Annotated in this window: 8 protein-coding genes and 1 CRISPR repeat array; of the genes, 4 read left to right on the forward strand and 4 right to left on the reverse strand. The window is 68.2% G+C overall.

The features are described 5' to 3' along the window. Positions 1-56: 56 nt before the first annotated feature. Together cas7g and csb2 are read left to right on the forward strand one after the other, a co-directional pair. Positions 57-1,268, forward strand: a complete 1,212-nt coding sequence (cas7g, locus tag RIV14_RS05745) for a type I-G CRISPR-associated RAMP protein Csb1/Cas7g (protein WP_075372121.1) — start codon at positions 57-59, stop codon at positions 1,266-1,268. Then, positions 1,261-2,577 (forward strand): type I-G CRISPR-associated protein Csb2, encoded by a 1,317-nt coding sequence (gene csb2, locus RIV14_RS05750; protein ID WP_075372122.1) that lies wholly within the window; start codon positions 1,261-1,263, stop codon positions 2,575-2,577. The genes cas7g and csb2 overlap by 8 nt, the downstream gene beginning before the upstream one ends. A 259-nt stretch (positions 2,578-2,836) precedes the next feature. Beyond that, a CRISPR array of direct repeats spans positions 2,837-3,169; the repeat unit is 28 nt; unit sequence GTCAGCCCCGCGCATGCGGGGGTAGAGG. Between the two features lie 944 nt (positions 3,170-4,113). Here csb2 and RIV14_RS05760 read toward each other — a convergent pair. After that, positions 4,114-5,040, reverse strand: coding sequence for an ADP-ribosylglycohydrolase family protein (locus RIV14_RS05760; protein ID WP_075372123.1), 927 nt, complete (start codon positions 5,038-5,040; stop codon positions 4,114-4,116). Between the two features lie 161 nt (positions 5,041-5,201). Beyond that, entirely contained in the window at positions 5,202-6,758 is a 1,557-nt protein-coding gene (locus tag RIV14_RS05765; RefSeq protein WP_075372124.1) for a DUF4832 domain-containing protein, read from the reverse strand. A gap of 312 nt (positions 6,759-7,070) precedes the next feature. Here RIV14_RS05765 and serC point away from each other — a divergent pair, with 312 nt between their 5' ends. Both serC and RIV14_RS05775 read left to right on the forward strand, forming a co-directional pair. Beyond that, positions 7,071-8,150 (forward strand): 3-phosphoserine/phosphohydroxythreonine transaminase, encoded by a 1,080-nt coding sequence (serC, locus tag RIV14_RS05770; RefSeq protein WP_075372143.1) that lies wholly within the window; start codon positions 7,071-7,073, stop codon positions 8,148-8,150. Between the two features lie 113 nt (positions 8,151-8,263). Continuing rightward, positions 8,264-9,454 (forward strand): phosphoglycerate dehydrogenase, encoded by a 1,191-nt coding sequence (locus RIV14_RS05775; RefSeq protein ID WP_075372125.1) that lies wholly within the window; start codon positions 8,264-8,266, stop codon positions 9,452-9,454. A gap of 559 nt (positions 9,455-10,013) precedes the next feature. On the opposite strand, the gene RIV14_RS05780 is transcribed toward RIV14_RS05775, so the two are convergent. After that, positions 10,014-11,231, reverse strand: a complete 1,218-nt coding sequence (locus RIV14_RS05780; protein ID WP_075372126.1) for a Fic family protein — start codon at positions 11,229-11,231, stop codon at positions 10,014-10,016. Between the two features lie 131 nt (positions 11,232-11,362). Further along, positions 11,363-12,121: a DUF4352 domain-containing protein gene (locus RIV14_RS05785; RefSeq protein ID WP_075372127.1), complete on the reverse strand. Its 759-nt coding sequence runs from the start codon at positions 12,119-12,121 to the stop codon at positions 11,363-11,365. Positions 12,122-12,272: the final 151 nt, after the last annotated feature.

Raw genomic sequence — 12,272 nt, forward strand, 5'->3', positions numbered from 1 at the left:
ATGAGAACTGTGTTCGACCAGTATGACAATAGATATGTAGATAAGGAGATTGAACGATGGCAACGGCTCAAGAATTTCTCTCCACCATCGATGCCCTCATGGAGGAGGGTGCGGTGGCTGGAATCAGCGTGACCAGCCAATACGACTCATTGTCGGGAATGACTGTGACACCGCCGGCGGGCACAATCCGTCAGGAGGGAGAGGTTGTCGGATTCTTTGAAACTTCCAAAGGTAAGAAGGCGGCCACGATTGATACGTGGGGGTCTCAGGCCTCGCGGTGCGAGGCGCTTCTGGCCAGTCGCTTCAGAGGGGGAACCTCCACTCTCGCTGAGGTGGTGGGGTTTCCCCTGGTGGTCCTCGTCGACGAGGAAGGAGAGGTGCTAACCACCTCCGTGGAGCTCTCCCACCGGCAGGCCGATGCCACGTGGAGGCTCATACGAGACGAGCTCACCGCCAAGGGGATCGATTTTGAGGGAATCCAAAATGCCACACGAGCTCAGCCGGATGCCCTGCTCACTGGATTCCCTACAGCGATCCCCTTCGGGTGGTGGCACTCGCAGACGAAGCGCTCCCAGAAGGCTGTTGATGACGCTAACAAGGGAGGGAAAAAAAGTGGGCGCAAGGATGCTCGTGAGTTGAATGCGACGCGAGACAAATATCTTGGTTACTACGTCATGAATCCTGCGGATTCGCGTTCTGCGAGACTGTTCACATCGGAGATTATTGCGACCGGCGTGTCTGAGCGTCGTCGTATGGCCGGGAAAACGGATCCACTCTTCGCGGCAACCAGTAATAAAACGACGATTCGTGGAGTAAAGCTTTCCGCTCTGGGAATTGGGTCGTTACCTCCGCTTGATATTTCTGAGGCTCCGTCAGATTTAACGTACGACTCTATCGTGGGGAAGGCCTTCTTTTCCCTTGCTGGGTTGAGGACATTCGCCTTCTCTCGCCCGGAGCCTGCGCGAGCGCTGGTGGTCAGCCTGACCCTGCTGCTGTACCGACTGCTTCAGGAACAGCTGGACCTGCGTGCAGGGGCGGAGCTGCGTCTGCGCGAGCCGGGCCTCGAGGTCAAGGTCGAGAGGCACGGGGCACCCTCCGAGCCCCTCACACTGCCGGAGGTCGACGAGCTGGTGGACCTCGTGCGTGACCTGGGCCAGGAGATCGGTTGGAACGGCGCCACCACGGTCACGATCACCCACAACTCCCCGCTGGGAAAGATCATCCTGGACGTCGACGGGCGCAAGACTGACGGACGCAGCGATGAGTGATCTGACCATCACGGCCTCGTTCCCCCTCGGAGAGTTCAACGCGCACGATGGTGACGGTCGCGCCGAATGGCCGCCGGCTCCAGCACGGGTACTGGCCGCGATGCTGTCCGCTGCCCATGGCCTCGGAGAAGGCATCACCGAGGTCGAGGCTCTCTTCCGATGTCGTCCTCCACGGATCACCGCCCCTCTGGCCGGTGAGCGTCAGATAGGTTACCGGCGGTGGGTTCCCGTCAACAATGAGGTGAAGACGGCTGAGAATGGTTCGCCGACCGACATTTTCGACAAGCCCTGGCGATTTCTGGAGAAGCAGGCGAAGGATCCCGAGTGCGGCATGATGGTCGGTACCGGCCGGGACGACGTCGTGCGTTGGACCTTCGCCGCCGATGGCCCGGTCGATCTGGGCGTTCTGCAGAAGGTGGCGCGGTCCGTGGAGTACCTCGGGCGTCCGACCTCACCCGTGCTGCTCGACGTCGTCGACGGTGTTGTCGAGGTGCCACCTGGCCATTCCTGTTGGGAACCGGATCCGACGGGCTGGATTCGGCTGCGGGTGGGAACGGCAGGACTCCTGGCTGCTTTGGACGCCCGAGAGGAGGAGCGGCGCCGCAGCACCGTGACGGGGACGCATCCGTATATGAGCGTGCGCCCCACCTATCCTTATCGGATCGTGGGTGAGAAGTCGGGTGAGGTGCCTGCGCCTGATACTCGGGAGCTGCTGCGCACGTGCTCGCTCTACCGAATACCCCACAGTGGGAGACAAGGGGCAGTTCTGGTGCATGCCTCCGACGCTGCTCTCGTCATGGAGCAGCTGCGAGACTCCCTTGGGGAGGCGGGCTGGATGCTGCCACTCATCGGTGGGTTGGGTCGCCGTCACCTGCCCGTTCTGCGGGGGGTGCTCGTGGCCGGGGGTTCTCGGCTGCCCTCCGTGGGACTCGCGGTGAGAACGGGGGTGGTTGAGGCCAGACTCGCCGAGACCAGGACGATGGCTTCCCTACCTCGAGTTTTGCGGGCCGCCACCGCTCCATCGTCGCTGTGGACCACCGTTGTGCCGACGGCGGAAGAGCCTGAACGCATTGTGTCCTTGTTGGAGGAATGCGCCTCGGGGCTCGGCTGCGGACTCGTTGGGGCTGAGCGTCACTCCGACTCACGAAGCGACGGAGGTGTCGATGGGCAGGAGGACAACGGGCGCTGGCACGTCTCGGTCGCCTTCGACGCGGAGGTGCCCGGGCCGGTGATCTTCGACGGCACCCTCATGGTTCCCCTGGGAGCCACCACCTTGGCAGTGAACCCACGGCGACCCCGAACCGACTAACATTGCAGGTCAGCAGGTCAGCCCCGCGTATGTGGGGGTAGAGGCTGCATGTGGTGGACGAGCTCGGCGATGGTGGCGTCAGCCCCGCGCATGCGGGGGTAGAGGGTCGGACTCGGGCCCGACGACGTCCCCCAAGGGGTCAGCCCCGCGCATGCGGGGGTAGAGGCACGGCGACGCCGGCCTTCCTGGCCGTGTCCCGGTCAGCCTCGCGCATCGGGGGTAGAGGCAGGGCCACCAGGTCATTGGCCTGGTCCAGATCGTCAGCCTCGCGCATGCGGGGGTAGGGGCACCCCCAGGCAGGAGGCGCGGCTTGAGGCCGGGTCAGCCCCGCGTACGCGGGGGTAGAGGGGAGCTGTGACGAGTGCCGGGGCCAGCGGGACGGTCAGCCCCGCGCATGCGGGGGTAGAGGCAAGCCCACCGAAACGAGCCCAGAAAGGGGCCGGTCAGCCCCGCGCATACGGGGGTAGAGGCGCCGCGGTCGGGGCTGACGCCCAGGAGCAGTTGTCAGCCCCGCGTATGCGGGGGTAGAGGTATCGCCCACGTCGTCACCGACGGGGCCGCCGTGTCAGCCCCGCGTACGCGGGGGTAGAGGGACGGGGACGGCGCTGCCGCCGGCGTCGGCGACGTCAGCCCCGCGCATGTGGGGGTAGAGGGGTGAGGTCGGTTGTGGGTTCGGGAGGTCCTGGGTCAGCCCCGCGCATGCGGGGGTAGAGGCACCACTGCCACCACTACTGAGGCTGCTAGACGGTCAGCCCCGCGCACGCGGGGGTAGAGGCGCCGCCGCCACGACGCCGCGCGTCTCTGTCTGGTTAGCCCCGCGTATGCGGGGGTAGAGGGGCGACGATCACCGGTGACGGCCTCGTGACCGCGTTAGCCCGGCGTATGCGGGGGTAGAGGGATCACCAAGGGCCAGGCGCTCATGGGTGACTTGCCTGCCCCGTGTACGCGGGGGTCTACATCGACATGCGGTTGACGCTGCCTGGGCTCGGTCAGCTGCCCAGGGCGCCTACTGCACGAGGGTCGGGTGCTACTGGAAGAGGGTTGGGGCTACTCCGCGGGGGTCGGGGGCTCGTGCAGTACGCACAACCTTCGGCCAGTAGATCCCCACCCTCGTGGAGTGGACCGGCTGGAGGCGGGGCGGGCTAGCGCCGACGTCGAGCCACCGCCGGGAGGCTGCGCGGGAACCAGGCGGCAACCAGAAAGGGCCCGGTCAGAAGCCAGGCTGGGGAAGGCGGGGCCGGCCCCTGGGGTGAGGCGCCCGGACCCACCTACGCTTCCAGGTCGGCTACTAGCTGCGCGTCCCCCTGGGGCGAGGGCGCCCGGACCCACCGCTAAGACCTTGTAAGACCTCGCGGAGTCGAGCACGTCAGCAGTTCAGTGTCCACGGTGCTGACATTAGCGGTCCCGCCGTCGAGGTGCCCAGCGGGGATCGTTGGAATTCCGTGGTTCTTTCTTGGGTTTGCGGCATCGGTGCGGCGTTAATGTCAGCGTCATGGACACCGACGCCCCGCCAGGCCGCCGTGAACGCCCTGCTCCTCAGCTGGCCGCGACCTCGAAGGCTCCGACCCGTGCCGCGATCCCCGCCGCCAGGTCCTCGATCATCCTGGCGTCGTGGAGACGGGCCAGCCAGCCCTCCGGGATGCCGCTGCGCCCGTACAGCGCCCCCGCCAGCTGCCCGTAGATGGCCCCGACGGTGTCGGCGTCGTCGCCCAGGTTCACGGCCAGCAGCGCCCCGTTGAGGAAGGTGTCGGTCCTGGCCAAAGCCCACAGCGCTGCCTCCAGGCTGTGCAGGACGTAGCCCGACGACGAGATGTCCTCGCGCTCCTTGACCCGGTAGGAGCCACTCAGGATCGCCGCCAGCCCGGGGCTGGTCACCTGCCCGGCCAGGTCGGCGGCCAGCACGTACAGATCCTTGTGCGACGCCCCCTGGATGGCGGCCGCGATCAGCCGGCCGTAGGCCCCGCACGCCTCGACGCACTCGACGGCGGGATGGGTGGTGCGCGAGCTGTCGGCGCAGAGCCGCTCCGCAGTCTCGAGGTCGTCGCAGAAGGCCATTGCGACCGGTGCCAGGCGCATCAGCGACCCGTTGCCCGCGCTCATCCCACCGGCCGCCGTGCGGTAGGGCTCGCCGGTGGTCTCGAACTCCCCCAGGGCGGTGAGAGTCTGGTTGCCGATGTCGAAGCACCGGCCCGTGCTGCTGAGGTACCCGTCGCGGTACCAGTGGACAAACCGGGCCAGCTGGTCGCCCGGATCGTAGGTCCCGGTCTCCACCAGGCTCGCTGCGATGCACAGCGCCATGGACGTGTCGTCCGTCCACTGCCCTGGCGCCAGACCGAATACCCCGCCGCCCACCATGTCGGTGATGGGCGGGAAGGAGCCGCGGGGCTGGAACTCCACGGTGGTGCCCAGGGCGTCGCCCACTGCCAGCCCCAGGAGACTGCCCACAATCCGATCCTCATGCATGGGACCACAGTACAGAGGATGAGCGGAGGACGACCGGGGAATGACGGCGCCTCAGGCGGCCGCCCGGACCCGGCTCGGGGCGGCCGGCTCCGAGCCGGCTCCAGGCCGGGCCCCGCCGGGCCCCGCCGGCATTCCGTCAGGACCCTGCCGTCGGGCCCGGCCTACTTGGTGGGGGTGCGGCCCAGGGTGAGGTAGCCGGGAAGCGTCTGGTCCTGGCCGGCGCTGGAGAAGCGCAGCGGCTGACCCGACTCCAGCGGGTTGACCACGCGCACCAGGATCGTGTTCTCCCCGGCAGGGTCCGCCGGGAGCTGCCCGGAGAAGGTCTGGGTCTTGCCGACCGCGATCTTGCGCAGATCGCCGCTGAGCGTGGTGCGCCCGACCTCCATGCCGTTGGAGGTGTTGATGGCCACCGCCTCCACGCTCCAGTTGTAGTAGAAGGGCGCCACCCCGTTGTTGGCGATCTGCACCTCGACCTTGCCGTTGCGCATCCGCCAGCGCGCCACCGCCAGGTCGTAGCCGGTCTCGGCGGAGGCCTGCACGGTCCGCTCGCGCTCGGAGCTGTTGAGCGTCGTGGTGAAGGCCCAGTTGTCCACCAGCCAGCTCGCGTGCGTGGCCTTGATGGAGGCGTTGATGTCCACCGTTCCTCCGTTGGAGCCCGAGGCCATGCAGCTGCCCGGGTTGCGCACGGAGCACTCCTGGATGCCCGGGTAGACCTCGCCGCCGATCGGGTGCTGCTGCCAGGCCTGGTCCGCCTTGGCCTGCTTCAGCTGCGGCAGGAAGTGCCAGTCGGCGGTGTCCATCGTCGCGTAGCCGAAGGAGTCGTCGTGGTAGCCGACCCCGCGCTTGACCGTCTCCGCGGACGGGTAGCGCGCCAGCGTCGGCGTCACCTGGAAGGCTCCGTCCCAGGTGTCGATGAGGGTGTTCTGGTTGGCCGCCGACGGCATCCAGTTCTCGCCGGAGGGGTTCTCCCCGGAGACCTTGCCGTTCATCGGGTAGGTGTGCCCCTCACCCCAGAAGCCCACCAGGCCGTGGGTGATGAAGGCCAGGCGCGGGTCGCCGTCGTACTGCTGGCCCAAGGCGGAGATGAAGCCGGTGAGCATCGACATCATCTCGGGGTCGTTGTAGTCCGGCGCCAGCGACTGGCCCGGCGCGTTGCCGTTGAACGTGTACTCGTGGGTCGCCACCGCGTGGGAGCTCAGCAGGTAGGCCGGTATGCCGCTGGGGCGCCCGGGGTAGTCGACGTAGAAGCGCAGCACCGCCTGGTGCCCGCGCGAGGCGATGGCGTTGAGGTGCGCATCGAGCTTGTCCCAGGAGTACGAGCCGGGCCCGGTGACGACGTCGCTGACCGGCAGCGTCAGCCACTCCATCGTGTAGGGCGGGGCGTTGTCCTGCAGTGCCGGCGAGTGGGAGGCGTCCGACGGCGCGAAGGGCATCATGCCCTTGAGCGGGTTGGCCTCCGGCGTGGCCGCCGCGGAGACCTCCGTCCAGGCCCGGTTGCAGTTGCAGGCCCGGAACCCGGTGGCCAGGGACACCACGGCGACGAGCGCCACGAGGACGGCGCCCAAGCGCGGCTTGCGCCCCCTGCGGAGCCGGTCGAGCATCTGGCGTCCCAGGGAGGGCGTGCGATCAGAACCTGGGCCGTGCGATTGCTGCGCGGCCCTCGGCTTGGAACCGGAAGCTGCTGCAGAAGTGGTCTCGTCGTGCTGTGAATCGATCATAAAAACTTGTCAGGTAGGGATTTGGGTGTGGGTAAACCCTACCGGCCAGTTGAGCGGTCCACCTGTGCTATCGCTGACAACGTGCCCAGTTGACGGGGTGGAGGGTCTGTGTCACTCGTACTTTTGGCGGACATGAGAACTTCGTGCCGCGCTGCGCCTCGTTTCGGCTGCGGTCCGACGTCGGCGGGTGGCGTCGGCCAGGCAGAACGTCGAGGGGATCGACGAGGCCTTCCGGGGCGGGACGCAATGAGAGGCGTCGTCGCCATGCGGGATGAGATTGCCGCCGCGCGCATAAGCGGCCATGATGACTCCGTGCGCGTCTTCAATTTTTCCGCCGGTCCTGCCCAGCTCCCCCTGCCCGTCCTCGAGCAGGCCGCCTCCGAGCTCACCAGCTGGGGCGGATCGGGAATGTCCATCCTGGAGGTCTCCCACCGCGGGGCCGACTTCGTGGCCTGCGCGGCCGACGCCGAAGCCACCCTGCGCCGCCTCCTGTCCGTCCCTGACAACTACCGTGTGCTCTTCCTCCAGGGCGGGGCCAGCGCCCAGTTCGCCGGCATCCCCCTCAATCTGACCGCCCCCGGTGACACGGTCGCCTACCTCAACACCGGCCAGTGGTCCGCCAAGGCCATCAAGCAGGCTGGCGCCTACGAGCTCGACGTCGTCGTGCCCGCCGACGAGGCCGCCTCCTCCTACACCACCACCCCCGAGCCCGGCTCCTTCACGGTGCCCGAGGCGGCCCGCTACCTGCACTACACGCCCAACGAGACCATCGGTGGCGTCGAGTTCGACTACGTGCCCGAGGCCGGAGACGTCCCGCTCGTGGCCGACTTCTCCTCCACGATCCTCTCGCGGCCCATCGACGTCTCCCGCTACGGCCTCATCTACGCCGGCGCCCAGAAGAACATGGGGCCCTCGGGCCTGGCCGTCGTCATCGTGCGCGAGGACCTGCTGGGGCGGGCCCGTTCGGTGACCCCCACCATCCTGGACTACCAGAAGATGGCCGACGCCGACTCCATGCTCAACACGCCCCCCACCTTCGCCATCTACCTGCTGGGGCTTATCGGCCACTGGCTCGAGGACGGCGGCGGCCTGGAGGCGATGGCCGAGCGCAACCGCGCCAAGGCCAAGCTCCTCTACGGCTTCATCGACTCCTCCGACTTCTACACCAACCCGGTTCAGGAGCGCTCGCGGTCCTGGATGAACGTGCCCTTCACCCTGGCCGACCCCGCCCGCGACGCCGACTTCCTGGCCGGCGCCCAGGCCTCCGGGCTCACCAACCTCAAGGGCCACCGCTCCGTGGGCGGCATGCGCGCCTCCATCTACAACGCCATGCCGATCGAGGGCGTGCGCGCCCTCATCGACTACATGACCGACTTCGCCGCCCGGGCCTGAGCGCCCACCGGCTTGCCGTCCCGGCCGGCCTGCGGGCCCGACCACCGGCCCGTGAGCCCGGCCGCCCGTCACAACCTCGTCCCCACCCGGACCGCTCTGCAGAAAGTAGTTCCGTGACCACCAGCAGCGTTGACCACAAGTTCCGCATCCGTACCCTCAACGCCATCTCCGGGGCCGGCCTGTCCCGCCTGCCCGACGAGCTCTACGAGGTCGGCGGCTCCGTGGAGGAGCCCGACGCCCTCCTGGTGCGCTCGGCCAAGCTCCACGACACCCCCATCGAGGACTCGGTCCTGGCCGTGGCCCGCGCCGGCGCCGGCACGAACAACATCCCGGTTGAGGCGCTCACCGAGCGCGGCGTGCCCGTGTTCAACACCCCCGGCGCCAACGCCAACGCCGTCAAGGAGCTGGTCCTGGCGGGTCTGTTCATCGCCTCGCGCAACCTCATCCCGGCGGCCCGCTTCGCCCACACCCTTGAGGGCAACGACGCCGAGATCGCCAAGGCCGTCGAGGCCGGCAAGAAGCAGTTCGTCGGATTCGAGCTGCCCGGCCGCACGCTCGGCATCATCGGGCTGGGAGCCATCGGCGTGCAGGTGGCCAACGCGGCCTTGGGGCTGGGGCTCAACGTCGTCGGCTTCGACCCGGGCATCTCCGTGGAGCACGCCTGGCACCTGAGCGCCGAGGTCGAGCGGGCCGACTCCATGGAGGAGGTCTTCCGCCGCGCCGACATCCTCACCGTCCACGTGCCCCTCATCCCCGCCACCCGCGGGCTGGTGAGCACCCAGCGCCTGGCCCTCATGAAGGAGACCGCGGTGCTGCTCAACTTCGCGCGGGCCGAGATCGTGGACACCGACGCCGTCGTGGCCGCCCTCGACGAGGGCGCGCTGGGCGGCTACGTGTGCGACTTCCCCTCCACGAAGGTCCACAAGCACCCCAAGTGCATCTCCCTGCCGCACCTGGGCGCCTCCACCAAGGAGGCCGAGCGCAACTGCGCCATGATGGCGGTGGACTCCCTGCGCGGCTTCCTCGAGGACGGGCAGGTCCACAACTCGGTGAACTTCCCCGAGGCCGTCATGGCGCGCCAGGAGGGCACGCACCGGCTCGTCATCGTCAACCGCAACGTGCCCAACATGGTCGGCCAGGTCTCCACGATCGTGGCCCAGCAGGAGCAGAACATCGCCAACCTGCTCAACAAGTCGCGTGGTGAGCTGGCGGTGATGCTGGTCGACGTCGAGGGTGAGATCGAGCCCAAGGTCCTTGAGGAGCTGCGCGCGATCGACGGCGTGCTGTCCGCGCGCTGCATCTGAGCCGGGGTCCCCGGGGCTCACCCTTGGGCGAGCGCGTCGCGTTCGTAGGGTAGGTCGCCGGTTCGTACCCTGAACCCCCGAACGCGAGGCATAAGGTACGAACGCGACGGCGGCCTACGCGGCCGACTTCGCCGCCAAGACACCACGGACTCGATCCCACCCTCTGCCTGATGTCTACTCCGTCCACTCCACGAGGGTGGGGCGCCACTGCACGAGCGTCGGGTGTACTCCATGGGGGTCGGGGGCTCGTGCAGTACGCACAACCCCCGGCCAGTAGATCCCCACCCTCGTGCAGTAGACCGCCCCGAGGCGGGACTCGGGCCGAAGCGAGTGCTGCGTCGAGGCCACCAAACGTCTCAGAAATGAGGAGACAGCACAGCACCCGCGGAGGCCGTACTCGCAGTCTCAGGTGCGTTCTCGACGACGTGCGGCTCACCTGACTGTGTGCAAGGAGTGACAGGAGGATGGCGGGGTGCGCCCCGACTCCCGAGGTCGGCCGTTCCCCGGGGACCGCTCCCACATTCGCAACGCGAGCCGGGCGCGGCGTGGCGGCGTCCTGTCACACGTCCGTGGGCGTCTGTCGGCGCCCGAGTCCCTCGGCCACCTCATCCATGAGGTCCAGGACGTCCTGGGCCCTCCAGGCTCGGCGGCCCCGGGAGACCTGGTAGCCCCGAACAACGCCGGCGTTCTCCAAGCGCTCCAGCGCGCGCCGCGCCGCCTGCTCCGAGACTCCCACCGCGGCGGCCGCCCCGCGAACATCCGTCACCGGCTGGGAGACCAGATGATGCACGAGGTCACGGTCGGGGGTCCCGGCACGGGAGGACACACGTTCCTGCATCTGCCTGTGTACGCCGTCGAGTTCCCGGCTCGCCCAGGCCCCGAGCTCCGCCGCGCGCTGCGCCGCATTGATGAACAGCTCGACCACCGTCAGCGGCGCCCCTGCTCGGTACTCGTCCAGGGCTCGGAAGTAGGTCCCCACATTGGTCAGGAGGATTGCCGACAGCGGCAGCGGCGCGTTGAGGGACAGTCCTTCCCCTGACAGGACGACGTGAATCAGCGCCCGCCCGGTGCGGCCATTGCCGTCTGCGAAAGGATGGATCGTCTCCAGCTGGGCGTGCGCCAGCGCTGCCTTGGTCAAGGACGGCAGGTCCGAGCGCCGCAAGAAGGAGAGCAGATCCTCCAGTGCGGTCGGCACTCGTTCATGGTGTGGAGGGACGAATATGGCTCCTGCCGGAGACAGGTCCGAGCCACCGATCCATACCGGCTCCTGCCGGAGCCGACCCGCGATCGTCGGGGCAGAGTCCCCCAGCAGGGCCCGATGCATGGACAGCAGGGAGCTGAGGTCCAGGGGCCAGGGTGCTTTGGTGGCCGCCTCCATCGCTCGGGTGTTGGCCACGATGAGGGCGGCGTTTCCGCTGCTGCGGTCGCTGCCGAAGGTCTCCTCCTCCACGATGCGGCGTGCCGACGACGTCAGGCGCTCAATGCGTGAGGACGCGCTCGACTCGCTGCGCAGAAGCAGGGGCGTGAAGGGAAGCAGGGCGCAGGCCGCCGTCGTATCGAAGCGCGTGATGGCGGACACCGCAGCCGCTTCGCGTGCCATGACCTCGGTGGGGAGCTCGATGGCGGCGTCGGCGATGTTCGGTACGACGGCCGAGTCGTAGGTGCGCGGCAGACGAGAGCGTTGCCGGGCGCTGAGGGCAGCGCCGTCCCGGGGGCGCCAGGGCAGGGTCTCCCAGGTCACGCGCGGCCACGAGGCAGTGGCGGCTGCATGATCCATTTCTGACACCCCCGGACAATCTGATGACAGTTCACCACCATAAGTGTCAACAGAATGAGTGTCGAGCCTTGTTTGTCCTGCGGCCAGTGGGGCCCGCACGTGCCAGATGCACCTGCGGGCCCCAAGGGATGTCAGAGGTTGTTGATCCAGGCCCGGCGGTGGCCGAACAACGAGAGTGTGGGCTTGTAGAGGAGCACGTACTGTCCTCCGGCCGACACGTCGGCATCGAAGCAGACATCGCCGCTGACCGAGCCGCCCGCGATGAGCTTGGAGGAGGACAGGTGGTTGCTCGACCCCAGGAAGCCGCTGTTGCTGATCGCCCCGGCCGGGTCCTGCAAGGTGAAGTCCAGGGCGTTGACGTCCAGGGTGTTCTTGGAGCCGTTGGTGATCGTGATGGTCGAGCAGGCGGTGGGGCCCAGGGTGGCGTCGCCCGCGGCCACGGGCGTGGCACTGACCTTGATGCCGCCGTCGTCGATCGTGTCACCGGCGTTTCCGACGACGTCGCTGCTCTGCTTCCCGGGGAAGCTCAACCCGGAGTCCGACTTATCGCCGTCCTTTGCCGGCTCCTGCTGCTGCGGGCTGGGTGCGGCTGCGGAGTCCTGGCCGGCGGTCTCCTGAGCGGGCGCGCTGGCCATCGACTGGACGGAGGGCGGGGTGGCGGTAGTGCTCGAGTCGCCCGAGCCCCCACCACCGTTGAGTGCGGAGGCGATCATGCCGACGGCGACGAAGGCGCCGATACCGGTGAGGATCTTGTGTCGGGCGAACCAGGAGCGCTTCGGCTCGGGGGCGGGCATGCCCATGCCTGCGGCCGGGGCGGGGAAGCCCGCGGCGGGGACACCGGTGGGGACACCGGCGGGCGAGGACGGGACTGGGTTGACGGGGCTGGTCATGATGGGTCCTTCGAGATGCGGGAGGTGAGGCACTGAGCGGGATGCGGCAGTGCCCATCACGGTGTGAGTCGTCACCGGAGCTGACGGGATCAGCTGACGGGAACAACGATGGCCCCGGACGTGCGGCGCGCACATCGACCGATGAGTCCGA

The sequence above is a fragment of the Actinomyces acetigenes genome, assembly GCF_031296635.1.
Lineage (GTDB): Bacteria > Actinomycetota > Actinomycetes > Actinomycetales > Actinomycetaceae > Actinomyces > Actinomyces acetigenes.